This window comes from Azospirillum himalayense, from assembly GCF_042657465.1.
Classification (GTDB): domain Bacteria; phylum Pseudomonadota; class Alphaproteobacteria; order Azospirillales; family Azospirillaceae; genus Azospirillum; species Azospirillum himalayense.
Genome location: NZ_JBHSLC010000010.1, coordinates 283469 through 308496 on the forward strand (window position 1 = coordinate 283469; position 25028 = coordinate 308496).

A 25028-nucleotide genomic window follows, 5' to 3' on the forward strand; every position below is an offset into this window, starting at 1 on the left:
GTCATGCGGGCCGCAGCTTCGCCGCCTGGGCGAGGCTGGCGAGCGTGTCCAGGATGATCTGCGGGCTGACCGGCTTGCGCAGCACCACCAACGGCTGCCAGCGATCGGCGGTCAGGTCGTCTTCTCCCGCCTCCATCGACAGGAAGCCGGTCATCACCAGGATCGGCAGCCCGGCGGCCCTGATCCGCAGCTCGCGGATCAGGGCGCGGCCGTCCATCCGCGGCATGCGCAGATCGGTGATGACGAGGTCGGCGGGGTCGGCGCTGTAGCGCTCCAGCCCCTCCTGGCCGTCCTGGGCCAGAGTCACCCGGTATCCCTTGCGGGACAGGAAATCCTCCAGCGCCATCGCGGCCAAGGCTTCGTCCTCGGCCACCAGAACATGCAACGGAGCGGTGACGGGGTCAGGCATGAGCGCGCTCCACGTCCTGAACGGAGGGATGGGACACCGGCACGGTGATGGTGAAACGGACGCCGCGGCTTCCATCGTCATGGGTCACGTTCGCCGCGTCGATCCGCCCGCCCATGGAATCGACGATGCCATAGCCGATGGACAGGCCGAGGCCGGACCCTTTCCCGACCTCCTTGGTCGTGAAGAAGGGGTCGAAGATGCGCGGCAGAATGTCCGGATCGATGCCGCCGCCATCGTCGGTGATGGTGATGACAGCCCGGCCGGCGGTCAGGTCGCAGCGCATCCCAACGGCGATCCGCCCGGCGGCGGGCGACCCGTCGGGGTCTGCGCGCCATTCCAGAATGGCGTCGCGCGCGTTGGACAGCAGATTGACCAGCACCTGCTCCAATTGCAGCGGGCGACCGCGCGTGACGCAGTCGATGGCCGGGACGTCGCTCAAGACCTCGATGTTCTCCAAGGCGAACTGGTTGGTCACCAGCTCGACGGAGGAACGGACGCTGGCCGCAGGGTCGAAGCGCTGGGTGGCGCCGTCGCGGCGGCTGAAGGTGCGCATATGGTCGATGATGCGGCCCATGCGCTCCGCCTGTTCCGACATGATGGTCAGCACCTTGTCCAGGCGCGCGGTGTCGGTGTCGCCGTCGCGCAGGCGCGACAGGGCGTTCTCCGCCCAGATCCGGATGATGTTCAGGGGCTGGCTCATCTCATGGGCCATGCCGGCGGCGAGCGTGCCCAGCGTCGCCAGCTTGGAGGTCTGGACCAGTTCCTCCTGAAGCCTCTTGCGGTCGGTGATGTCGCGGGAGCTGCCCAAAATCTGGACCACCCGCCCCTCCGCGCCGCGCACCGGCACCAGAACGGTGTGCCAGGTTCGCCGTCCGACGGGAAGGTCCAGCGTCTCCTCGTAATCGATCGGACCGCTCGCGGCGACGCAGGCGCTGTAGCGTTCGATCACCGCCTTGGCGGTTTCCGGCGGAACGGCCTCACGGACCAGCCGGCCGCGGATGGTCTCCGGGTCGATCCCCGTCGCCCGCGCGTGGGCGGGGTTCAGCGTGTCGAAGGCGAAGTCCCCATCCGGCAGCACCGTGACGACGAACAACCCCTCCGCCAGATTGTTGAAGAAGCTGGCGTAGCGCAATTCGGCCTGACGCCGGATCTCAATCTCGCGCTGAAGGGCTCCGTTCGCGTCGGCGAGCTGCGTGGCGCTGGGCAGGGCGAGGGCCTTGGGCATCTGCACCCACAAGGCGACGGCGGTCAGCACGGACACCATCGCGGTCAGCGCCTTGACGATGCCTTCCACGGCGTAGTCAGGGTACCACAAGGTCCACAGGCTGAAGAAATGCGTCGTGCCACAGGCCAGAATGAAGGCGGCGAACAGCCAGACGATCCAGGTGAAGGCGACGTCTCGGCGCTTCAGTACGAAGTAAAGCAGCGCCACCGGGATCGAATAATAGGACAAGCCGGTCAGCACATCGGACACGATGTGCAGGGTCAGGATTTCCGGACGCCAGAACAGGCACACGCCGTGAGGCAAGTACGCGCTGGTGTCGAAGAAGGCTTCCACGCCACCGAACATGCCGCCCCTCTTTTTTTCGCTCACCGTCCGCGGCCCAGCCGGGTCCGGAAACGCCGCCGTTTCTCTGATCTCGCCCCGAAACCTTGAAGCACAACGCCTTGCGGCACCATGCCGCGGAGGCTGCATCGGCGAACGCTACTCGAATCAGACGGGCGGGGCAACACGCGGAACGCGATACCAGCCTTTGGTCGGCGCGCTCCGCATGGTTTCGGATGTGCGTTACGCCGCGGTGTGCACCTTGCGGTTTTGTTCGCGGGTCTTCAGGAAGCGCAGTGCCGGAAAATCCTCCTGCGTGCGGTTCAGGTGCCAGGCGTTGCGGGCCAGGAACACCAACGCCCCGTCATGGTCCTCTGCCGCCGCCGAGCGGTTGAGGTCCAGGAACTTCTTGAGCTGGTCCTCGTCGTCCGTCTCGATCCAGCGGGCGGCGTCCACGCCGGCCCCCTCGAAGCGGGCGGCGAGGCCGTATTCCGCCTCGATGCGGGCGGCCAGAACCTCGAACTGCAGCTGGCCGACCACGCCGACCACCCAGTCCGCTCCGGTCAGCGGCTTGAACACCTGCGAGGCACCCTCCTCCGCGAAATGCTCCAGCGCCTTGCGCAGGTGCTTCACGCGCATCGGGTCTTCCAGACGGACGCGCTGGAGCAGTTCCGGCGCGAAGCTCGGCACGCCGGTGAAGCGCAGATCCTCGCCCTCGGTCAGCGTGTCGCCGATGCGCAAGCTGCCGTGGTTGGGGATGCCCATGATGTCGCCGGGCCACGCCTCTTCCGCCAGTTCGCGGTCGCGGGCCAGGAACAGCACGGCGTTGTTCACCGCCATCAGCTTGCCCGACCGGACATGCTTTAGCTTGGCCCCGCGCTTGAACTTTCCCGAGCAGATGCGCACGAAGGCGATGCGGTCGCGGTGGTTGGGGTCCATGTTGGCCTGGACCTTGAACACGAAGCCGCTGAACTTGCCCTCGTCCGGCTGGACCGAGCGCTGCTCCGCCGGCTGTGGGCGCGGCGGCGGGGCGTTCTCGGCCAAGCCCTGGAGAAGCTCGCGCACGCCGAAGTTGTTGATCGCCGAGCCGAAATAGATCGGCGTCAGATGGCCGGCACGATAGGCTTCCAAGTCGAAGGGCGGCATCAGCCCGCGGGCCATCTCCACCTCCTCGCGCAGCTTTGCCACCGCGTGGTCCGGCAGAAGCTCGTCGAGGCGCGGGTCGTCGAGGCCGTTGCACTCGATGCCGTCGTCGATCTCGTCGCCCTTGGTGCGGTCCATCAGGATAAGGCGGTCGCGGATCAGGTCGTAGCAGCCCAGGAAGTCGCGGCCCATGCCGATGGGCCAGCTCGCCGGAGTAACCTCCAACGCCAGCGAGCTTTCGATCTCGGAAATGAGGTCGAAGGGGTCGCGGGCCTCGCGGTCCATCTTGTTGCAGAAGGTCACGATGGGCACGTCGCGCAGACGGCAGACCTCGAACAGCTTCAAGGTCTGGCTCTCGATGCCCTTCGCGCCGTCGATCACCATGACGGCGCTGTCCACCGCGGTCAGCGTCCGGTAGGTGTCCTCCGAGAAGTCCTCGTGGCCCGGCGTGTCCAGCAGGTTGAAGGTGCGCCCCTCGTAATCGAAGGTCATGACGGATGCGGTCACGGAAATGCCGCGCTCGCGCTCCACCTTCATCCAGTCCGACTTGGCGCGGCGCTGCTCGCCGCGGGCCTTCACGGCGCCGGCCATCTGGATGGCGCCGCCGAACAGCAGCAGCTTTTCGGTGAGGGTGGTCTTGCCGGCGTCGGGGTGCGCGATGATCGCGAAGGTTCGACGCCGGGAAACAGCGTCCAGAAGCTCGGACATGCGCGTTCCCGTAACTCAGCGGTGCAGACAACGGCGAAGAGGGCCGGGAGGCGGAACGCCCCACGGCCCTCTTCGTTCGGACCTATAGATAGCAGCGAAGACCGGCCCGTTCCAGCCTTCATCCCTCCCACCCGTCGGATGGAGGGATGAAGGGTTCCGGGATGTCTTACAGGCTCAGCTCGGCGATCTGGACGGCGTTGAGCGCCGCACCCTTCAGGAGCTGGTCGCCGCAGACGAACAGGTCGAGGCCGTGGTCGCCGAAGATCAGGCTGGTGCGGATGCGGCCCACCTCGACGTCGAACTGGCCGGTGGCGTTCAGCGGCATCGGGTAGACGCCGTCCACCGGCACGTCCTTCACCACCACGCCCGGCGCGTCGGCCAGAACGGCGCGGGCGGCGTCCGGGGTCACCGGCGACAGCGTCTCGACCGTGATCGCCTCGGAATGGGCGCGGTAGGTCGGGATGCGCACGGCGGTGCAGCTCACCGGCAGGTCCGGGATCTCCAGGATCTTCCGGGTCTCCCAGGTCACCTTCATCTCCTCCTTCGTGTAGCCGTTCTCCTGGAAGGCGTCGATCTGGGGGATCAGGTTGAAGGGGATCGGGTGGCGGAACACGCTGTTGACGACCGGCTTGCCGTCGAGCTGGTTGCGGGTCTGCTCCTCAAGCTCGGCCATGCCCTCCGCACCGGCGCCGCTGGTCGCCTGATAGGTGGAGACGATGACGCGCTTCAGGCCGAAGGCCTTGTGCAGGGGCCCGAGCGCCACGACGGCGATGGCGGTCGTGCAGTTCGGGTTGGCGATCAGCTTCCCCTTGCCCTGTTCGATGGCGCCCATGGCGTGGGCGTTGATCTCCGGCACGATCAGCGGGACGTTGTCGTCGTAGCGGAAGGCCGAGGAGTTGTCGATCACCAGCGCCCCGCCCGCGGCGATGGCCGGCGCGTGCTCCTTGGCGAAATCGCCGGACACGGCGAGCAGGACGATGTCGTAGCCCTTCACCTTCTCGACGTCGAACGCCACGAGGGTCTTCTCGCCGAACGGGGTCTCGACCGTGCGGCCGGCGCTGCGCTCCGACGCGAACAGGCCGAGTTCCGCGACCGGGAACGAACGGCGGTGAAGAACATCGACCATCTCGCGGCCGACGGCGCCCGTGGCACCGACGATGGCGACGCGGCGGGGAGAAGGGGAAGAGGTGCTCATGGGTGTGGTCCGTCCTTTGGTCTTGCCCGGATCGAGCGTGGACGGCGGCCCCGGATGCACCAAGGCCCCGTCCGTGTCCGGCGGGGCCTTCGTGGTGGGTGAAGCGTCTTACTCGATCAACGCACGCCACCATCCGACGGCCCGCCGGAGCGGGTCGTTTTGGTAGTGGTGGTGGTGATGGCGAGCGAGCGATTCATAACTTGGTAGATAAACGAAAGGCGCGGGGCTTGTAAAGCGCCCGCGCCTTCGCAGCACAATTTTTGTCCGACCCCGGACCGGGCCGCGTCAGGTCTCGGTTTCGGCAGGATGCTCCGGCTTCACGGGATGCACGTCCCAGATCTCCGTCGCGTATTCCATGATGGTGCGGTCGGAGGAGAACCAGCCCATGTTGGCCGTGTTCAGGATGGCCTTGCGCGTCCATTCCTCCTGGTCGCGGTAGAGGTCCATGGCCGCCTGCTGCGCCTGGCAGTAGTCGGAGAAATCCGCCGTCACCAGGAAATGGTCGCCGCCGTCGGTCAGCGCCTGGAGGATCGGGTGGTAGCGGTGGGGATCGTCCGGCGAGAAGACGCCGGTGGAGATCATGTCGAGCGCCCGCTTCAGGCTGGGGTTGGAGGCGATGACCTCGCGCGGGTTGAAGCCGCCGCTGGCCCGCAGGTCGTTCACCTCCTCGGCGGTCAGGCCGAAGATGAAGATGTTGTCGTCGCCCACATGCTCGCGGATCTCGACGTTGGCGCCGTCCAGCGTGCCGATGGTCAGCGCGCCGTTCAGGGCCAGCTTCATGTTGCCGGTGCCCGACGCCTCCATGCCCGCGGTGGAGATCTGCTCCGACAGGTCGGCTGCCGGCATGATGATCTCCGCCGCCGTGACGTTGTAGTTCGGCAGCAGCACGATCTTCAGGTTGTCGTGCACCGACGGGTCATGGTTCACCACCTTCGCCACATCGTTGATGAGCTTGATGATGAGCTTGGCCATGTGATAGCTCGGCGCCGCCTTGCCGGCGAAGATCTTGGTCACCGGCACCCAGGATACCGTCGGGTTGTCGCGCATCTCGTTGTACAGCGCGATCGCCTGAAGGATATTCAGGAGCTGGCGCTTGTACTCGTGCATGCGCTTGACCTGCACGTCGAACAGGCTGTCGACCTGCACGTCCACCCCGGTCTGGCGCGCGATGTAGGCGGCCAGCCGCTTCTTGTTCTTGCGCTTGGCGCGGCGGAACTCCTCGCGGAAGACCAGATCGTCGGCCTTCTCGGCCAGCGCGCTGATCTGGCTGAGGTCCTTGATCCAGCCGTTGCCGATGCGGCTGGTGATCAGTGCGGCCAGCGGCTGGTTCGCCTGATGCAGCCAGCGGCGCGGGGTGATGCCGTTGGTCTTGTTGTTGATGCGCTCCGGGAACTCCGCGTGGAAGTCGGCGAAGACGGTCTGCTTCATCAACTCGGTGTGCAGGGCCGACACGCCGTTGACCTTGTGCGAGCCGAGGAAGGCCAGATTGCCCATGCGCACCCGGCGGTCGCCGCGCTCGTCGATCAGCGACAGGCGGGACAGCCGCCCGTTGTCGCCCGCCGCCCGCGCCTTGGAGCGGTTCAGGAACTTGGCGTTGATCTCGTAGATGATCTGCATGTGGCGCGGCAGCACGCGCTCCATCATGCGCACCGGCCACGCCTCCAGCGCTTCCGGCAGCAGCGTGTGGTTGGTGTAGGAGAAGGTCGCGCGGGTGATGTCCCACGCCTTGTCCCAGACCACGCCGTGCTGATCCACCAGCAGCCGCATCAGTTCGGCGATGCCGATGGCCGGGTGGGTGTCGTTGAGCTGGATCGCCGCCTTGTCGGGCAGGCTGTCGAAATTGGAATGGTGCTGCAGATAGCGGCGCAGAATGTCCTGCAGCGAGGCGGAGGTGAAGAAATACTCCTGCTTCAGCCGCAGCTCCTTGCCGCCCTCCGTCGCGTCGTTCGGGTAGAGGACGCGGCTCAGGTTCTCGGTCAGCACCTTCTGCTCGACCGCCTTCATGTAGGCGCCGTCGTTGAAGTGGCCGAAGTTGAAGTCGCGCGTGGCGCGGGCCGACCACAGGCGCAGCGTGTTGATCGTGTCCCCGCCGTAGCCGACCACCGGCGTGTCGTAGGCCATGGCCAGCACGCGCTCGGCGTCGACCCAGCGGTAGGCGCGCTCGCCCACTGAATCCCGGAACTCCTCGACGCGGCCGTAGAACTGGACGGGATACAGAACCTCCGGACGCGGGAACTCCCACGGGTTGCCGAACTGCAGCCACTGCTCCGGATACTCGACCTGCCAGCCATGCTCGAAGCGCTGCTCGAACAGGCCGAACTCGTAGCGGATGCCGTAGCCGTAGCCGGGCAGCGCTTCCGACGCCATGCTGTCGAGGAAGCAGGCGGCGAGACGGCCGAGGCCGCCGTTGCCGAGCGCGGCGTCCGGTTCAGCCTCCACCACGTCGTCGAGGTTCAGGCCGATGCGGTCGAGCGCCTGACGGCACTGGTCGGTGATGCCGAGGTTGGCGAGGCTGTTGGTCAGCAAGCGACCGATCAGGAATTCCAGCGATAGGTAGTAAACGCGCTTGGCGTCCTGCTGGTAATAGGTCCGCGTCGTGTCCATCCAACGGTCCACGAGGCGGTCACGCACGGCGAGCGCCACGGTGTGGAACCAGTCGCGCCGGGTCGCCGCCCGCGCGTCCTTGCCGACGGAATAAACCAGCCACTCCAGAAACGAGCGCTTCAGCCCGTCGACATCCAGACTGCGGCGTTCGATCTCGCGGGACTTATACCGAGCGTCCATGTCTTGACTTTCTTCTTTCCAGGGCCAACTGGAGCGGCGGTTATTTAGCCGGTCTTCCATCGGCGGCAGTTTCCGGGGTCCATGGTTAAGCAACGTTTAAGTCGCTGCGCCAACCAGTCGAATTGGCCTGCCGAATTGGCTAGGCCGTTCGTCCAGAGCAACAGCCAAGACTTGCCCTTGTGCCACACGCGCTGTGCCAAAATGGGAACCACCCCCGCGGCGCACCGAAGCTCGGTAATCGCTGCGAAGCCCCGCTGGAGGGAGTAAGATGGCGTCCGTGTCAGCCTCTTTGAACCTCCCGATGCTCGACAATACCGTATCTGCGGACTCTCGCCAGGAGCTTCCCGGCGACGCCACCATCCTGCTCCGTCAGGCCCAGCCGGCGGACATCGCCGCGCTGCTGGCCATCGAGGAGCGGTGTTTCGCCACCGACCGCCTGACCCGACGTAGTTTTCAATATTTGCTCACGAAAGCCAAGGCCACAGGCCTTGTGGAAGTCCACAGCGGCGTGGTGGTCGGTTACGCGCTGGTGTCCTTCCATTCCGGCACCTCGCTCGCCCGGCTCTACTCCTTCGCCGTCGATCCCGACCACCGCGGCCAGGGCGTCGCCAAACGGCTGCTCGCCGCGGCGGAGCAGGCGGCCCGCTCGCGGGACTGCATCTACCTGCGGCTGGAGGTACGGCGCGACAACGCCGCGGCGATCGATCTCTACAAGAAGGCCGGCTACCGCGAGTTCGGCGTCTACACCGACTATTACGAAGACCACATGGAGGCGCTGCGGCTGGAAAAGCGCCTCGGCCACAGCGGTCCCAGCGCGCCGCTGGGCGGACCCCTGGTCCCCTACTACCAGCAGACCCTGGACTTCACCTGCGGCCCGTCGGCCCTGATGATGGCGATGAAGGCGCTGAAGCCCACGGAGATCGAGCTGGGGCGGAAGCTGGAAATCCGCCTGTGGCGGGAATCCACCACGGTCTTCATGACCTCCGGCCATGGCGGCTGCGGCCCGTTCGGGCTGGCGCTGGCGGCAGCGCGGCGCGGCTTCGCGGTGGACATCCACATCAAGGACAACGCCACCCCCTTCCTGGACAGCGTGCGCAGCGACGAGAAGAAGGAGGTCATGCGCATCGTGCACGAGGACTTCCTCGACGAGCTGGAGGGCAGCGGCGCCACCGTCCGCCACAACACCCTGACCGCCCAGGACATGGCCGACGCGGTGGCGGGCGGGGCCATCCCCATCGTGCTCATCAGCTCCTACCGGATCTATCACGAAAAATTTCCGCATTGGGTCGTCGTGACCGGTGCCGACGACCGCTTTCTCTATGTTCATGATCCGCTTGTGTACGACCGTCACCACGCTCACATCGACCGGATGAACATGCCGATCCCGAAAGCCGACTTCGAGCGCATGGCCCGCTACGGAAAGGCCCAGTTGAAGGCCGCCCTTCTCCTCCGCCCCCAGCTCTCTGATCGGGCCGCCGATGGGTCCGCCGACTGATGCCCGCGCATCTCCTGGTCGTCGACCGCCGGGCGGACGTGAAATGGGCGAAGGACGGGCTGCCGGTGATCAGCGCCCGCGACTACATCGCCCACCCGGAGCAGGCGCCGCGCGGCGCGCGGGTGCTGAACCTGTCGCGCAGCTACCGCTATCTGGGCACCGGCTATTACGTCTCGCTGCTGGCGGAGGCGCGCGGCGAGCGGGTGATCCCCTCCGTCCGGACCATCCTGGACCTGTCGCAGAAGACCTTCTACCGCGCCCAGTTGGCTGAGGTGGAGGAGGCGCTGCGCAAGGCCATCAAGCGGATGGACCACCCGCCGGAGGCCTCCTTCAACCTGACGCTCTTCTTCGGCCACGCCGACGACGCGCGGTTCCAGGACATCGCCCGAACGATCTTCGACCTGTTCCGCTGCCCCCTGCTGAAGGTCCAGGTGCGGCTGAAGAACGGTTGGACCGTTCACGCCCTGGAGCCCCTCTCGCTGGCCGACCTGCGCCCCGACCAGGAAGCGCTGTTCCAGGCGGCGCTCGACGCTTACACCCGGACGTCCTGGCGGGAGCCGGCGACCAAGGCGCCGCCGCGCTACACGCTGGCCATCCTGCACAATCCGAAGGAGGAGCTTCCTCCCTCCAGCCCGCGCGCGCTCCAGAAATTCGTCAAGGCCGGGGAAAGCCTGGGCATCGCGGTCGAACTGATCGAGAAGAAGGACTACGCCCGCCTCGCCGAGTTCGACGCGCTGTTCATCCGCGAGACGACGAATCTCGACCACCACACCTACCGCTTCGCCAAGAAGGCGGCGACGGAAGGCATGCCGGTGATCGACGATCCGAACTCGATCCTGAAATGCACCAACAAGGTCTATCTGGCCGAGCTGCTGCGCGCCAACCGCATCCCGGCGCCGAAGACAGTGATCTTCGACAAGCGCGGGCTGGCAACGCTGGACCAAGAGATCCCCTACCCCATCGTCCTCAAGATTCCGGACGGCTCCTTTTCCCGCGGCGTCTTCAAGGTGCAGACCCGCGGCGAGCTGGAAGCGACGGCCGAAAGCCTGTTCGAGCAGTCCGACGTGATCCTGGCCCAGGAGTTCATGTACACGGAGTTCGACTGGCGCGTCGGCGTGCTGAACCGGCAGCCGATCTATGTCTGCCAGTATCTGATGGCGAAGAAGCACTGGCAGATCGTCAAGCACGGCGGCAACGGCCGCGCCGAGCAGGGCTCCGCACGCACGCTGGCCATCGAAGAGGCGCCGCGCGAGGTCATCGAGACCGCCGTGAAGGCGGCGGGACTGATCGGCGACGGGCTCTACGGCGTGGACGTGAAGCAGAACGAGCGCGGCGTGTTCGTCATCGAGATCAACGACAACCCCAGCATCGACCTCGGCGTCGAGGACGCCAAGCTGAAGGACGGCTTGTACCGCCTCATCATGGGCGAATTCCTGCGCCGTCTGGAATCGCGGCCGCGCAAGCCCGGCTCTGGACTCTGATTCTTCCCTTCGGGCAGTTCCACCATCCGTTTGGATGACCCCCACATTCCAAACACTTCTCCTCCTAAGATGTTTTCGGCTGTGGCCGCCGGGGAACAAGCCTCTTCCCACCGCGTTATGAAATCAACGTCACCACGAACGGGAGCAACACCGAAGCGCATCAACGCTTTGGAGTTGCCCAGGCTGGAGAGCGGGAGACCGTTGATGACGACGAACTGCTCATTGTGCTGCGCCGGACCGACACCCGGACACTGCTAGGCAGCACCACCGCATTCTAAACCACCGACACAAATCGCAACAACCGGCGCGGCCACAGGACCGGCGCCGGAAGGGACCACGCGTCGAAAAAGGGCGCGTCGAAAAGGGATCGTCTCCCACCGAAGCCTCGGGAGTCGGAATCCCGCGAACTGAACTCTCGGGACGGGGGCGCCGTCACCACGGACCGGCAGCCCCGCCGAATGAAGAGAAGCTGGAGGAAGAGCAACAATGGCGTATTGTTTCGAAGCCGAACTGATCCGTTGCATGCCGAACCTGCAGCGCTATGCCTGCAAGTTGACGCGCGACGTCAGCGCCGCCGAGGATCTCACCCAGGACTGTCTTGCCCGCGCTCTGTCCCGCCAGCATCGTTTCGAGCCCGGCACCAACATGCAGGCTTGGCTGACCACGATGCTGAAGAATCTGCATTTCAACAACCTCCAGCGTGAAAAGCACGTCACCAAGGTCGAACTGTGGGACGGCGCCATGTCGGTCGAGGCCTCGCAGATCGCCCGGCTGGTCTTTCGCGACGTGGACCGCGCCTTCGGTGCCCTCACCCCCAGCCAGCGCAAGGTCGTGAAGCTGGTCGCCATCGAAGGCCGCCCCTATCAGGAGGCTGCGGAGAAGCTGAACGTCTCCATCGGCACCATCCGGTCCCGCCTGTGCCGGGCCCGCGAGCGGCTGAACAACCTGATGGCCGCCTAGGGCGCGGCAGGGAATGCGCCGCGGGGTATGGCAACCGTACAACAGGTTGATTCTTCCATCGCATCGGACAATCCTGCGCCGGAACAACCGATGGGAGCGGCTGTTACATTCCGCGTGTGAAACGAGTATGGCTGCTGCGGAGTGGCCGAACATCCACGGGGACCGATCGGATACGCTTCGCCACCCATTTGGCGGTATCGGCATCACCCCCATAAGAAGAGGTAAGTCACCACTCCCGACGCCGTGCCCGCCGCACTATATTGAACTCTGCGTCGCGGATCGTTTCCGTCTCAGGGGGATGGCCTCCGGAGACGCTCCGGGATCAAAAGATATGAAGCGTGTGACGATGAACCATATCAACGCATATCTTGACGGTGCCTTGGACGATAAGGAGCGTCAGGAGTTCGAGCAGTCCGTAGAGGACGACGCCGACGCAAAGGCCGTGGTGACCTTCCACAGAAGCCATGTGGATGAGCTTCACCGCCTTTACGATCCCGTGCTGGAAGAGCCGGTACCGGCGCGCATGCTCGAACTGCTGAGGCAACGCCGCAAGGACTAGCCCCCCGATTCCCGCGTTCCATCGTCACATGAGGGGCGACCGGACGACCCGGCCGCCCGCTTTTTTTGCCCGCACCCTGGTGTTCCCGCCAGCGTGGCGCGTGCTCCCGCATTTCCACGCGGCTTCCCCCTTCGGATCAACGCTTGCCCCTTTTACAGACCTGCGGCTTTTCCCATAAACAGGAGCCGCGGAAACGGAAGCTGGGCCATGGGCGCCCGGACCGGCGGGAACGAAGAGGATAAAGAGCGTCCATGGCGCGCGGCAGGCCGGCACCGAACATCATTCTGGGTCCCGTCCTTTATTTCCGGGGAGAGCAAGGCGACCGCTGGTGGCTGTCCGCCCTCTTCGTGCTGGACGGCGACGCCGAACCCTACGATCTGCGTGTGGACGGCGTGACCCTGCCGGTTCCGCCCCGCCACCTCGCTCAATGGGGAAACCGGCATGTCTGGCGATTCGATTTCGCGATTCCGCGCGGCGCCCGCGATGCCGAGGCCGCCTATGGCTTCACCGACGGGGCCTCGCCGGGGGACACCTGGGCGGTGACCGTTCCGGGACGCGCCTCGCCGCCGCGGATCGCCTACGTCTCCTGCAACGGGGCGGAGGACGAGGAGAAGATCGCCGGGCTGGACGCGCCGCGCAACGCCCTGTGGGGTGACCTGCGCCGCCGCCACGAGGGCGAACGCTTCCATCTGCTGCTGCAAGGCGGCGACCAGCTCTACGCCGACGCGGTGTGGCGCAAGCCGCCGCTGCTCAGCGCCTGGAAGAAGCGGACCGACGCCGCCCGCCTGGACGAGCCCTTCACCCCCGCCATGGCGCAAGAGGCGGAAGACTTCTACTTCGACCTCTATCTGCGGGTCTGGGGCCAGCCGGAAACCGCGGCGGTCACGGCGCGCATTCCCTCGGTGATGATGTGGGACGACCACGACATCTTCGACGGCTGGGGCTCCCACCCGGACGAGGAGATGATGTCCCCGGCTTGGCGCGGCGTCTACGCGGCGGCCCGTCGCCACTTCTCGCTGTTCCAACTGGCCGCCATGGAGGGCGCCCAGCCGGAATGCGTGTGGGGGGCGCCCATGGACTCGTTCAGCCAGGGATTCCGGCTCGGCGATGTCGGCGTCCTGGCGCTGGACATGCGCAGTGACCGCACCCCCCGCCGCGTTCTGTCGGACCGGGTGTGGGATGCCCTGCCAGAGTGGCTGGAACGCTTCAAGGGCTGCCGTCACCTGATCCTGATGTCCAGCGTGCCGCTGCTCTACCTCGACACCGGCGTGATGGAGCGGGCGGTCGGCCTGTCGCCCGTCCGTGTCGGGATCGAGGACGATCTGCGCGATCAATGGCGCAGCCCCGCCCACGCCGAGGAGTGGTTGCGCCTGATCGGCCTGCTGGCGGAATTCTCGCGGCGCACCGGGTGCCGGGTGACGTCCGTATCGGGCGAAATCCACGCGGGCGCGCGGGCCGTGCTGCGCGGCGGCGGCGTGGAGATCTGGCAGCTCATCGCGTCGGGGGTTGTCCATCCGCCGCCCGCCAAGGCCACCGCCTTCGCCCTGGAATGGCTGGCCGGCCGCAAGGAAACCCTGCCCAACGGCTATGTCTTCGAAATGCCGGCCTTTCCTGAATCGGGCAAGCGCATCATCCGGCAGCGCAACTGGCTGTCGCTGATCTTCGACGGCAAGGGGCAAATCCACGCCCGCTGGTCTGCCGAGGGCCAGCCGAACCGCTACACACAGGTGATCTGAGCCAAAGAAATCTGACCGGCACCAAGCCGGCTCACTCCGACTGCGGCGACCGGCGGCGGTTGCGCAGATTGAGCGCGTTGAGGAAGCTGGTGGCCTGCGCCGGCGTGGCAGGGCCGCCGGCCGCCGGCGCCTTCGCCGAGGTCGCCAGGAAGCCGCCGACGCGGGCGCGCAGCTCGACCGAATCGTGAGCGGCCTGATCGGCGGTCTCCGCCACCTGACGGCGCACGTTGGCGTCGAGCGTGTTGAAGGCGCGCGTGGCGAATTCGAAGGCCGGCTGGGACTTGGTGGCGATCACCTGCCGCAGCGCCTTGGAAACCAGAACCGTGTCCAGCCCGCCGGGGCCGTCCACCCCGTCCAGGACATCGGCCAGGATGCCGATGGCCTGCAGGGTCTGGTTGTCATCGAGCGAGATGGGCTCCAGGCCGTCCATGACACTCACTTCCGATGTGGTTTGCCGAAGCGTGGTTGAACCAGCGGACGCCGCCGGATCTTTTGCCGGTGCGGGAAAGCATAGTCGGAGCGCCCCGCCGAGGCAATGCGCACGGCGTCAGGCCGCGCGCTTGGCACTGCGGTTGACCAGGGCGACCCCGGCGACCGCCAGCGCCATGCCGGACAGGGCCAGCAGCCCCAACCGCTCCCCGAACATCGCCCAGGCGATCACCGCCGTCACCGGCGGGACCAGATAGAACAGGCTCGCCACGCGCGCCGCCGCACCGCGCCGGATCAACAGGAACAGAAGGAAAATCGCTCCCACCGACAGCACGAAGCTGAGCCACAACAGGGCGAAGACGAATTCGCCGGTCCAGTCGATGCGCATCGTCTCGAACAGCGGAGCCAGCACCGCCAGCACCGCCGCGGTTGCGGCGTATTGAATGGCGGCACCGCTGCGCAGGTCCATCGCCGTGCCGTGGCGCTTCTGGTAGAGCGTGCCGAAGGTGATGCCCAGCAGGGCGGCCAGCGCCAGCCCGATGCCCAGCGCGTCGGTCGAGTCGAAGTGCAGCTTCTCGCCCACCACCAGCCCGACTCCGGCCAGCCCCATCAGGAAACCCATCCATTGCCGTCCGCTCACCCGCTCGCCCAGCAGCGGGCCGGAGAGGGCGGCGGTCAGCAACGGTTGGATACCGACGATCAGCGCGGTCACACCCGCCGGCATGCCCTTCGCGATGGCGCAGAACACGCCGGTCAGATAGACGCCGTGCACCAGCAGCCCGGCCAGCGCGATCCGCCCGGCCTCGGCCCAGCTCTTCGGCCAGGGCGCGCCGGTGACCAGGGCGACGAGGCCGAGGATCACGGCGACCAGCCCCAGCCGGACCAGCAGGAAGGTCAGCGGTTCCGCATAGGGAAGGCCGTACTTGGCGCCGATGAACCCGGTGCTCCACAGCAGGACGAAAACGCCCGGCATCAGGCGCACCCAATCGGGCCGCCCGCCCGCGGCGGCGGTGGTCGCTTGCACGGTCATCGTCTCTCGTCGTCTCCTATCCCCGTGCCTGCGCGCTTTCGGCGGCGGGGGCCTCGACCACGGTAGGCGGGTCCGCCAGCGGGGTCGCAACCTCCTGAACAGCCTCGGCCGGCTTCGGCGGCGGATTGCGCCGCGCCTCGGCCACCGACTGGAGATGGGCACGCAGGCTTGCGTCCTTCTTCACCAGCCGATGAAAGTCTCTCACATCCAGGACCAGCAGTTGGCAATAGCCCATCGCACGCACATCGGCGTTGCGCCGCTGGCGGGTCAGCAGAGCCATCTCGCCGAACACCTCCCCGGTGCCGAGCTGGACCGGCTCGTCCAGACCCGGAACCAGCACCTCCACGGCGCCGGACGCGATGAAGAACATGGCGTCGCCGCGTTCGCCGCGCCGGACGATGGTCTCCCCGGGCAGGACCAGCCGCGGCTTCAACAGGGTGGCGATCCCGCGCAGGCGGTCGCCCTCCAGCCCCTCGAACAGCGGCACCCGCCCCACGAGGTCCATCAGATCCAGCCGCAGATCGAGCTTCGGCAAGGCGTCGAGCGCGCGGCGGCGGTCGTCCAGATCGCGTTGCAGGTCGCTCAGGATTTCCTGGCTGATGATCGATTCGGCGAAGAGCGCGCGGTAATCCGCCTCCTCCAGCCGCAGGGCGGCGCGGCTGACGTAGCGGCTCTGCAGGATCAGCGCGTAGTCGGGATACTGGAGCTTCAGCGCCGCCAGGGCCTGCTCGACCATGGCGAGGCGCACCGTCAGGATGCCTTCCAACTCGCAGGCGACGTCGGTGCCCAGCACTTGGCCGACCTTGTCGTTGATGAACTCCAGAAGCTCGCGCTGCACGGTGCGCACGCCCAGAAGAATCTCGAACCGGAAGGCGAGCCGGCGGGCCAGCGGCGCGTGGATGCCCAACCGGCGGTGCAGCAGGCTGGCGACCCGCATCCAGGGCGTGAAGGAGATGAAAGGCTCTTCGAAGGCGCGGTAACCGGCGCGTCCCTGAGCTTTCACGGCATCGAGCAGACGCCCCGTCCGGCGGTTCAGCAGTTCCGCCACCCCGCGCGACAGGATGCCCTCGCGGAAGTGCTCGTAATACAGCTCCTCCTCGCGGTTCACCAGGATGACGAGGCCGATGGTCACGCGGTCCTCGTTGTTCAGCGGCGCCTCGGTCGACCGTTCCCGGACGATGGCGTCAAGCCGGTCGCTGTATTGCGACACGATGGAGCCGACGGCCTGCTCGTCCACCTCGTAGCGGTGTGCCAGCCCCTCCACCCGTTCACGCACGCCGGTCAGCGACAAAGCGAGCGCGCGGTTGCGCATGGCGTGTTCGACCGGCGACAGCTTGTTGAGGCCCAGCAGGTTGATGACGGCGCGCAGCGTCGTGCCATTGATGAACAGCGTGTAGAAGACGAAGCCGGTGACCAGCACGGCGACGAAGCCCTGCACCCGGTCGGGAACGCGCCCGTTCTCCGTCACGGCCAGAGCCAGAGTCAGAGACACCGCGCCGCGCAGGCCGCCCCACAGCATCACCGCCTTGTAGGCATGGCTGACCCGCTGGGCCAGACCGGCGCCGGACAGCAGCGGCAGCAGGCCGAACAGCACCAGGGCGCGGGATACCGTGGCCGCCCCGACGACGACCAGCACCAGCCCGACGTCGCTCCAGCCAATGCCGCCCAGCAGGCGCGGCACCAGCAGCGCCGTCATCAGAAAGATCAGCGAGTTCGCCCAGAAGCCGAGCTGTTTCCAGACATGCTCCAGCGCCCCCCAGGTGGCCGGGGAGATGCGCGTACGCCCGACCGAACCGACGACCAGCGCCGCCGTGACCACCGCCACGACGCCCGACGCACCGACGTAATGCTCCGCCAGCACATAGCTGAGATAGGCGAGCGCCACGGTCAGCGTGATCTCGGCCATTGGCTGGTCGCGCACCGGCTCGACGATCATGCAGACCACGCGCCCACAGACATAGCCGGTCGCCACGCCACCGGCGAAGTCGTGCAGGAACTCCATCGCCGCTTCGGTCGCCCCGCCATGAGCGTTGCGGGTCAGCATGCCGAGCAGCAGCGTGAACAGGGCGATGGCCGCGGCGTCGTTCAGCAGGCTTTCGCCCTCGACCAGCATGGTCAGGCGGCGCGGCGCGCCGAGGTCGCGGAAAATGCTGACGACCGCCGCCGGATCGGTGGTGGCGACGATCGCCCCCAGCAGCAGGCAGGCCACCAGCCCCATCGAGGTGAAGAGGTTCAGCGCGTAGCCGACGGCGAAAGTGCAGACGAACACCGCCACCACGGCCATCAGCAGGATCGGCCACACGTCGTCGAACAGCCGCCGCACATCCACCGCCAGCGCCGTTTCGAACAGCAGCACCGGCAGGAAAACGTAGATCAGCACCTCGGACGAGATGTCCATCTCGGCCAGGGAATTCAGAAAGTCATGGAAGGGGCCGGTGCCGCCCTGCCCGGCGAAGGTCTGGATCGCCAGCCCCAGCGCCACGCCCACGGCGGCCAGCAGCACCGTGTAGGGCACCCGAAGCCGGGCCGCCAGTGGCGGAAGCAGGCTGACCAGCGCCAGAAGGCCGGATACCGCGAGGACATAGATGACGATGACGTGCATGGGGCTGCCTTGCCCTTTGGGGGGTCGCGGCGCACGGTATCGCCCGATTGGGGCGGGAGCAAGGTCAGGATAAGGGACAAAGCTGTTCCGTACGTGTGACCGGACGTACAGTCCGGCCACACCTGTACTGAAGGAAACGTACGGGCCTACGCCACCGCCAGGGTCACCGTCATGCGGAAGCCGCCGGTGGAGCGGTTCTCGGCGCGGACCTTGCCGCCGAAGGCCTCGATGTTCCGCCGCACGATCCACAGACCGATGCCGAAATGGGTCGCCTCGGCCTGATTCTGGGCCGCCGCATCCTCCGGCATGCCCCGTCCCGGCTCGCGCTGGGAGAAGTAGCGTTCGAAGATGCGCGGCAGGTTCGCCGGATCGACGCCCGGCCCCTCGTCCTCGACCACCAACTCCGCCCAGGCGCCGTTGCGCGACAGGCGCACGCTGACGGTGCCGTCCGGCGGGGAGAAGCTGACGGCGTTCTCCACCAGATTCTCGATGACGGTTTCCAGGATGTCCTCGCTGGCCCGCACCACCACCCCGGATTCGATGCGCGAGCGCATGTGGAGCTGCCGTTCGGCGAGCAGGCTGGTGTAGCCGCCGGCCATGCGCTCGACCAGATCGGACAGGTCGACCCGGCGGCGCGGCGGGACCAGCAGATCGGCGGCGGCCTCGTCCATGCGCCGCCCGAAGGAGACCAGACCGTCGAGCTTGTCCACCGACTTCTCGATCATGGTCAGGGCGCGCTGGCTGCGGTTGTCCTCGGCGGGAAGGGAACGGCGCAGCGGCTCCACCGACTGGCGGATGACCGCGATGGGCGTCTTGTAGGCGTGGGCGTTGTCCTCCGCCGCGCGGCGCAGCGACCGCGCGCTCTCGCGCAGGGTATCGACCAGCCGATCGAAGTCCTCGGCCACCCCGGACAGCTCCGGCACGGTGTTGCGGTTGGTGAAGGACCCCTGCCCGCTGTCGCCGATGCCGCCCGACACGATGTCGCGGGCCAGATCGCCGAACCGGTGCAGGTTGCGCCACACCCCCAGCAGGACGGCCATCACCAGCGCCGCCATGACGATGTAGATCATCGCCGCGGCCTGGACGACCGGCGTGCTCCAGTAGGGGCGTCCGAGGGAGGATTCCAGATAGCCGCCGGCGGTGTGGCTGGTCACCAAAGCCCAGCAGCCGAAGGCGGTGTTGATCGGCGTGACCGAGGTCAGGATCTCATAACCGCCGGAGGAGCGCGGCAGGCGCAAGGCCAGCGGCTCGTTCCCGGCGCAGGAGGCGCCCAGCCGGTCCAGCACGCCCTGTTCGAGGAGCTGGTGCCGCTCGGCGTCCAGATCGTCGGTGGGCACCGACGGGGCGGCGGCGACGTAATAGAAGCCGTCGCTGCCCATCAGGTTGTTGCCGGCCAGGGCGCGCGGCCGGACCAGCAGCTTCAACCGCGTGTTCCCATCCGCGAAGCGGCGCAGGATGGGACCGAGCTGCGGCAGGGCCGCGCGGTTGGCGCGGGACAGGTCCGGCTCCAGTGCGCGGGCGATCAGCTCGCCCTGCCGCTGCGCGCTTTGCAGCAGCAGGGTCTGCGTCGTGGTGTCGGCGCGCTGGAACTGATCATAGATCAGCACCGGGACCGCCAGGAAGACGATGGTCAGCAGCGCCAGCCGGCTGGCCAGCGAGTGCCACAGCCACCGCAACCGGCCGCCGGGGAAACCCGCCATGGAGAAGCCTCCCTTGGTGAGTTCCGCCCCGTCCCGCACCTCGTCAGGCCCGCGGGCCTCAATCGGCAGCAGCGCCATCGGCCATCACATCCGCGTCGTCGTCGCGCGTGCGGCCCGTGCCACCGGTGCCGTTGCCCCAGCGGTAGCCGAAGCCCGGATAGTTCTCGATGCAATCGAACTCGGAGTCCACCACGCGGAACTTCTGGCGGATGCGCTTGATGAAGGCACGGACGTTGGCGCGGTAGCCCGACGGGCCGTAGCCGGCCAGGAAGCCCTTGCCGTGCACGAGGTCGTAGATCTCGCGGTAGGACACGTCCTCTTCAGGACGGGTCGCCATCAGCTTGACGATGTTGAACTCGGTCAGCGTCAGGTCGATGCGCTTGCCGTTCCACAGGGCGCGGCTGTTGTCCAGGCGCAGGTCGAGATTGCCCAGCGCGTAGACGGACTCCTTCGGCCCCTCAGCCTCCTCGGGCGTGCCCTTGGAGCCGTCCACGATGAGGCGCATGCGCTTCAGCAGGATCGACAGGCTGCGCGACTTCTCAACGAAGTCGAGCGCGCCGCCGGCCAGGGCGGCCTCTTCGTAAATCTGGTCCGACAGCACGGTGAGGAAGATCACTGGCAGGTCGATCCCACGGGAGCGCATCTGACGGAGGACGTCGATGCCGTCCATCTTCGGCATGCGCCAGTCCAGCAGGACGATGTCCACCGAACCGCCCTCGGCGAAGAAGTCGAGCGCGGGTTCGCCACGGTCGAAGGTGATGACCTCATACCCCTCGTCGGCGAGGTTGAGGCTGAGGGATTCGCGGAACAGGTCGTCGTCGTCGACCAGCGCCACGCGGGCGACGGCGGACTCAGTCATTGCGGACATCCCAGCCTTGGGCAAGGAGTTGAGCGAAGCATCGTTTATCGACATCTGGGACATTTTCGCTGCTCTTCATATCGTAGGAAAGGGCACGGAAGTCCTGGGAGGACGTCATGTCCATGAAGAAGAAGACTTTGAGCGAGCAATCGCCCTTAGCGTAATGCCACACCTTTGCAGGTGGCGCCTCTTCCGTTGCGGCAGGGGTGCCCAGGAGACGCCGGGTCTGGACTTGGTCCAGGCCGACGAGCGTTTCGGGGGACAGGGTGGCGGGTGGGCTGGCGCCGCCGAACGGTACGGGGGGCAGCCCCGCCACCTCTGTCCCAGCCATGGCGATGACCGCGGCGGCGGGGCCGGTCCCCGGACCGTTCACCGCCGGCGTGGCCGCCTGATCCTTCCCCGCGGTCTTGACGCGCGGCGGAGCAGGTTTCGTCTTCGGCACCGGAACGGCCATGGCGGTCGGTCCGGCGGTCTGCGTTTCAGGAGGAACCGTGGTGCCGGGGCACCCGGCCAGCAGAAGAACCGCCAGCACAAGGCCCGCCTTCCGCCGCCGGCACCCCACTCCGGCATTGGTTCCAGCCACTTCGCATATGGTACCCGTCATCGTCATCGTCGGGCCTTTCAAGCATCGTGGTTGAATTCGCGGGCGGTGTTGCTGGCCCCATGCCTGCACTTGCCGCCTCCGTGAGATCAAGGTCAGTCCAGTCTGGTTAATGTGGCGTTAAACCCCTGTTTGATACCCCCTTTTTGCGCACATTTGCGGCCAATTTTTGTTCCTACTCCTATCGATAGGTCGGATTTCGAACTAATTTGCCTATTTAGAGGTTAGGTGGGAGGGTGCCGATCGCCTCAAATACCCATACTTCCCTTTGGCTTATCCTCTGACGGGAAAAGCGCGGGGAGCTCTTGCGCACGGCGCGTGGCACCATACGCCCATGGGCGCGAAAACCGGCGGCTGGGAAGGGAAAAGGAAAGGGCGAAAAAGAGCCCCAAAAACAATCGGCGGCGGAGCCACCCGGGTATGGCTCCACCGCCGGTCAGCCGGACGGGCAACAGTATCCGTAAGATGAGAGCGCCATGTCGGCGTCTCACACGATGTTGCCGCTTGAACTCCAGCCTTCTATCCGGCCGGCGTTACCGCCGGTCGGCACTGTGCGTACAATGCTTTTCGAGCATCAACCTTCACATCCGCGATCCTGCGCCTGTCCGACGTCCCCGTCAAGACCGCTTTGACTGCGAAATGGGCTGTATTACCCAGATGGCGATACTTCCGAAGGCAATTGCCCGACGCGTACGAAGGAGGTGCCCCGAGCTCCGGCGCACCGATGCTCCTACGCGAGCAGATTGACCGAACCGGACAGGGCGGGCATTCCCAGATCCCCACCGCCGAGAGCCGTGAGGTTGTCCGCCGAAGGCATGACCGCGGACTCCCCGCCGGCACCCTCCGGTTCGCCGGAACCGCCGTCCGTGCCGTTCGGGTCGGTCATGGCCTCGACGAAATCCTTAAGGGTCGTGCTGGACCCGAACGCCGCCTGACGCAGTTCGTTGACGTTGTCCTGAGACTCCTCGACAATTTTGTCGTAATCCTTGAAGGACTCCCGTCGCGCCTTTCGCCGCTCTTCAGCCTGATCCAGCTCGTTGGCGGCCTTCGCTTCGGCGATGATCGATTTCGCCGTCGCGAGGACGGCCTCGACCCGGCGCCCGAACTCGTCGGCCTCGCGGTAGCGCGACATCTTCAGGTCGTTGTCGGCCATCATCCGCTGGATGTAATTGCGGATCCTGTCACCCTGGGGAGCGTTGGGGGCGGCGTTCAAGCTGGGCGCCGCCTCTGCCATCAACCTCTCGAGGTCGGTTCCCTGTCCGTCCGCCGCCTTTTCCTCGGCCTCCTTGTCGGTCTTCCCCTCAGCCCGGTCCTTTTCTTTTTCCTGCTCCGTCTTTCCGGCGGCGGTCTTTTCGTCCGACGACGCCTCGCCATCCGCGGGCACGCCTTGGGCTGTGGCCTGCCCGGCCAGACCGGCCGCCGCCGCCGCCGCCGCGGCCTCGGCGGCACGCGCCTCGCCGTCTTCCGCCGCCTCTTCGCCGGCAGCCATGTCCGCGGCCGTGGTGGTGCCCTCCGCGGCGGCGCCGTCCGCCGGCAGCGGCGGGGGTGACGCAACCGTGGACGGATCCGGCGGCGCCCCTTCGGTCAAGGCGCCATCCGCGGACGCGCCGTCGCCGCGGATGGTCACCGTCACATCGACGGCGATTTCCGTCTGAACCATGGTGATGGAGGTGCGGGTGGTCGTCCGCTCGATGGTGATGCCACCGATGGACGGCGCCCCCGCCCCGCCGGGAAGTCCCATCTCCGCAGCGGCGGCCACACCGGCGCCATACTCCTTCGCCGCCCGTCCGGCCTGCTTGGCGAGGATCGCAGCCTCCCGCGCCAGCTGCACCAGCTTTTCCCGGTCGCCCCGGCTGTGGCGCATCATCATCTTCAGTTCTTCGATCTTGCGCTCGACCTCTTCCAGCCGTTGCGCGGCGACGGCCTTCGGCCCGCCGACGCGCTTGGCTTCCTCCAGCGCGTTGACCACGGCGGTGAAGTTCTTCTGCTGCTCCGGAGTCATGGTGAAGGGCAGCTTCGCCTGGTCGGCCTTCTCGGTCAGGACCTGCTTGGCGTCCTTGCCCTCCATGGCCTCCAATGCCCGCTCCCAGTCCTTCTTGGCTTTCTGGAGCTGGAAAAGACTGTTCTGGCCGTTGCTCAGAGCGGAAAAAATGCCGTTCACGGCCGCCTCCTCCGGTTCATTGGAACCTTCGCGAATTCGCGGAGAAGTTTAGCACACTTTCGCAGGCCGTCCAATTTCGACAGCGCCAATGGAATCGGCGCCAACAACCCCGCGTTGCCGCGCAGGAACGCTATACACACCCCGGAACTCCGATGCCCATGAGTGTGTTTGATTCCCGACATCGGACGCCGCAGAGCGCGGCGAATTGCCGCAGGCTGCGGACCGGGACACACCCGCAGCCGACCCTGAGGAGGAAAACAGATGGCAGACCGCGATACGTTGGGCACCGGCGAACCGAACCGCAAGACGCCGGACCCGATGGCCAACAGTGGGGCGAACACGGGAGTGGGGAACGACCGTTCGCAAAACCGGGGTTCCTCCGACAACATCAACCGCTTGGCCGGCGAGGCCGCCGACGCCGGCCGCGACACCCTCGGCGCCGCCCAGGGCCGCATCCGCTCGCTTCTTGAGATGCAGACGGACCGCGCCGCCGACCAGCTGGGCAGCGTCGCCAACGCGTTGCACAAGGCCGCGGAGCAGTTGAACGACGAGAACAACGGCACCGCCGCCCATTACGCCGGACAGGCCGCCGACCGCGTGGAGCGGGTGGCCGACATGCTGCGCAACTCCACCATGGACGACATGGTCGGTCAGGTGGAGCGCTTTGCGCGGCGTCAGCCGGAAGTCTTCGTCGGCGCCGCCTTCGCCGTGGGCTTCCTGTTCGCCCGCTTCGTCAAAAGCTCAGGAGAACGGCGATTTCGCAGCACCTCGCCGTCGCATTTGACCGGCGGCTATGGCCGGCATGACCGCGCGCGCCACACCCGGGACCAAGACCATCATGACTATCGCGACTTCGGTTTGCGGGGTGCGGACCGCGCCGGGCAGGAGGCTTTGCGCACCGACCATGATCTGGCGGGGCGCCCTCGCAGCATGACTTCGACGACCGCCATGACCGCCGCGGGAGGCGGCGTCGCCCGCAATCAGGACAGCCCCCGGCCGCTGAACGCCGCGACCGCGGCGACCAGTGCGGCGCGCACCCGTGATGCGGCCGAACTGGTGGCCGGCACGCCGCCCAGCGCCACGCCCAGCACCACGCCTGCCGCCGCCGCCGCGCCCGGCAACGCGTCCAGCACCGCGTCCAGCAACCCGCCGGGCGCCGCGTCCGACACCAAGCCGGCGTCCGGCACTCCGATCCAGGGGATCAAACCATGAGCGCTGCGGAGGACCGTTCCTACGATCCGCGGCAAGACCGACCCATCGCCGGCCTGTTTGCCGATCTGGCGCGGGAGACCACCAACCTCGCCCGCACGGAAATAGAGCTGGCCAAGGCCGAACTGACCGAAAAGGCCGGTCAGGCGGCGGGCGGCGCGGCCTATGTGGTCGCCGGCGGCCTGATCGCTTTTGCCGGCGTTCTGGTCCTACTGGCCGCGGCGGTGCTCGCGCTGTCGAAGGTGGTCGAGCCGTGGCTGGCCGCAGTCATCGTCGGAACCGTCGTGCTCGTCATCGGCGGCGTGCTGGCGATGATCGGGAAGAAGCGGCTCAGCCCGGAGAATCTCCAGCCGCAGCGCACCATCGAGACGCTGCGGGACGACAAGCGCTGGGCACGCTCCCAGCTTGCGCGATGAGCGAT

General features: G+C 66.9%; 19 protein-coding genes. 7 read left to right on the forward strand and 12 right to left on the reverse strand.

Annotated features, from left to right (window positions below):
* Window position 1: 1 nt before the first annotated feature.
* The 5 genes from ACFPMG_RS08565 to ACFPMG_RS08585 all read right to left on the reverse strand — a co-directional run bounded on the left by ACFPMG_RS08565 (window position 2) and on the right by ACFPMG_RS08585 (window position 7785).
* Window positions 2-409, reverse strand: coding sequence for a response regulator (locus ACFPMG_RS08565; protein WP_376994748.1), 408 nt, complete (start codon window positions 407-409; stop codon window positions 2-4).
* Window positions 402-1979 carry a sensor histidine kinase gene (locus tag ACFPMG_RS08570; RefSeq protein WP_376994749.1) on the reverse strand — a complete coding sequence of 526 codons (1578 nt, stop codon included), beginning with the start codon at window positions 1977-1979 and terminating at the stop codon, window positions 402-404. Before ACFPMG_RS08570 ends, ACFPMG_RS08565 begins: the two co-directional genes overlap by 8 nt.
* Before the next feature lie 219 nt (window positions 1980-2198).
* Entirely contained in the window at window positions 2199-3806 is a 1608-nt protein-coding gene (locus tag ACFPMG_RS08575) for a peptide chain release factor 3 (protein ID WP_376994750.1), read from the reverse strand.
* 166 nt (window positions 3807-3972) lie between these two features.
* Window positions 3973-5001, reverse strand: coding sequence for an aspartate-semialdehyde dehydrogenase (locus tag ACFPMG_RS08580; protein WP_376994751.1), 1029 nt, complete (start codon window positions 4999-5001; stop codon window positions 3973-3975).
* Window positions 5002-5286: 285 nt separating this feature from the next.
* Window positions 5287-7785 carry a glycogen/starch/alpha-glucan phosphorylase gene (locus tag ACFPMG_RS08585; protein ID WP_376994752.1) on the reverse strand — a complete coding sequence of 833 codons (2499 nt, stop codon included), beginning with the start codon at window positions 7783-7785 and terminating at the stop codon, window positions 5287-5289.
* A gap of 301 nt (window positions 7786-8086) precedes the next feature.
* Here ACFPMG_RS08585 and rimI point away from each other — a divergent pair, with 301 nt between their 5' ends.
* The 5 genes from rimI (at window position 8087) to ACFPMG_RS08610 (ending at window position 14016) form a co-directional block, all read left to right on the forward strand.
* Window positions 8087-9280, forward strand: coding sequence for a ribosomal protein S18-alanine N-acetyltransferase (rimI, locus tag ACFPMG_RS08590; RefSeq protein ID WP_376994753.1), 1194 nt, complete (start codon window positions 8087-8089; stop codon window positions 9278-9280).
* Window positions 9280-10761 carry a RimK family protein gene (locus ACFPMG_RS08595; RefSeq protein WP_376994754.1) on the forward strand — a complete coding sequence of 494 codons (1482 nt, stop codon included), beginning with the start codon at window positions 9280-9282 and terminating at the stop codon, window positions 10759-10761. The genes rimI and ACFPMG_RS08595 overlap by 1 nt, the downstream gene beginning before the upstream one ends.
* 486 nt (window positions 10762-11247) lie before the next feature.
* A complete protein-coding gene (locus ACFPMG_RS08600; protein WP_014197118.1) occupies window positions 11248-11721 on the forward strand; it encodes a sigma-70 family RNA polymerase sigma factor in 474 nt (157 codons plus the stop codon).
* Between the two features lie 331 nt (window positions 11722-12052).
* Entirely contained in the window at window positions 12053-12280 is a 228-nt protein-coding gene (locus tag ACFPMG_RS08605) for an anti-sigma factor family protein (RefSeq protein ID WP_103039101.1), read from the forward strand.
* 251 nt (window positions 12281-12531) lie between these two features.
* Window positions 12532-14016: an alkaline phosphatase D family protein gene (locus ACFPMG_RS08610; RefSeq protein WP_376994755.1), complete on the forward strand. Its 1485-nt coding sequence runs from the start codon at window positions 12532-12534 to the stop codon at window positions 14014-14016.
* A gap of 31 nt (window positions 14017-14047) precedes the next feature.
* Here the strand turns inward: ACFPMG_RS08610 and ACFPMG_RS08615 are convergent, their stop codons facing one another.
* The 7 genes from ACFPMG_RS08615 to ACFPMG_RS08645 form a co-directional block, all read right to left on the reverse strand.
* Window positions 14048-14446: a hypothetical protein gene (locus ACFPMG_RS08615; RefSeq protein WP_376994756.1), complete on the reverse strand. Its 399-nt coding sequence runs from the start codon at window positions 14444-14446 to the stop codon at window positions 14048-14050.
* Between the two features lie 117 nt (window positions 14447-14563).
* Complete coding sequence (locus tag ACFPMG_RS08620; protein ID WP_376994757.1) at window positions 14564-15475, reverse strand: DMT family transporter; 912 nt, start codon at window positions 15473-15475, stop codon at window positions 14564-14566.
* A 16-nt stretch (window positions 15476-15491) separates the two neighbouring features.
* Window positions 15492-18077 (reverse strand): cation:proton antiporter, encoded by a 2586-nt coding sequence (locus tag ACFPMG_RS08625; protein ID WP_376994758.1) that lies wholly within the window; start codon window positions 18075-18077, stop codon window positions 15492-15494.
* A gap of 146 nt (window positions 18078-18223) precedes the next feature.
* Window positions 18224-19855, reverse strand: a complete 1632-nt coding sequence (locus ACFPMG_RS08630; protein ID WP_376994759.1) for a sensor histidine kinase — start codon at window positions 19853-19855, stop codon at window positions 18224-18226.
* Window positions 19836-20636, reverse strand: a complete 801-nt coding sequence (locus tag ACFPMG_RS08635; protein WP_376994760.1) for a response regulator transcription factor — start codon at window positions 20634-20636, stop codon at window positions 19836-19838. Before ACFPMG_RS08635 ends, ACFPMG_RS08630 begins: the two co-directional genes overlap by 20 nt.
* Entirely contained in the window at window positions 20629-21168 is a 540-nt protein-coding gene (locus tag ACFPMG_RS08640) for a hypothetical protein (RefSeq protein ID WP_114858274.1), read from the reverse strand. The genes ACFPMG_RS08635 and ACFPMG_RS08640 overlap by 8 nt, the downstream gene beginning before the upstream one ends.
* Window positions 21169-21967: 799 nt before the next feature.
* Entirely contained in the window at window positions 21968-23398 is a 1431-nt protein-coding gene (locus ACFPMG_RS08645) for a hypothetical protein (protein ID WP_376994761.1), read from the reverse strand.
* Between the two features lie 261 nt (window positions 23399-23659).
* Here ACFPMG_RS08645 and ACFPMG_RS08650 point away from each other — a divergent pair, with 261 nt between their 5' ends.
* Window positions 23660-24610: a hypothetical protein gene (locus tag ACFPMG_RS08650; RefSeq protein ID WP_376994762.1), complete on the forward strand. Its 951-nt coding sequence runs from the start codon at window positions 23660-23662 to the stop codon at window positions 24608-24610.
* The gene (locus ACFPMG_RS08655) at window positions 24607-25023 is read left to right on the forward strand and encodes a phage holin family protein (RefSeq protein WP_376994763.1); all 417 of its coding nucleotides are present in this window, start codon (window positions 24607-24609) and stop codon (window positions 25021-25023) included. Before ACFPMG_RS08650 ends, ACFPMG_RS08655 begins: the two co-directional genes overlap by 4 nt.
* Window positions 25024-25028: the final 5 nt, after the last annotated feature.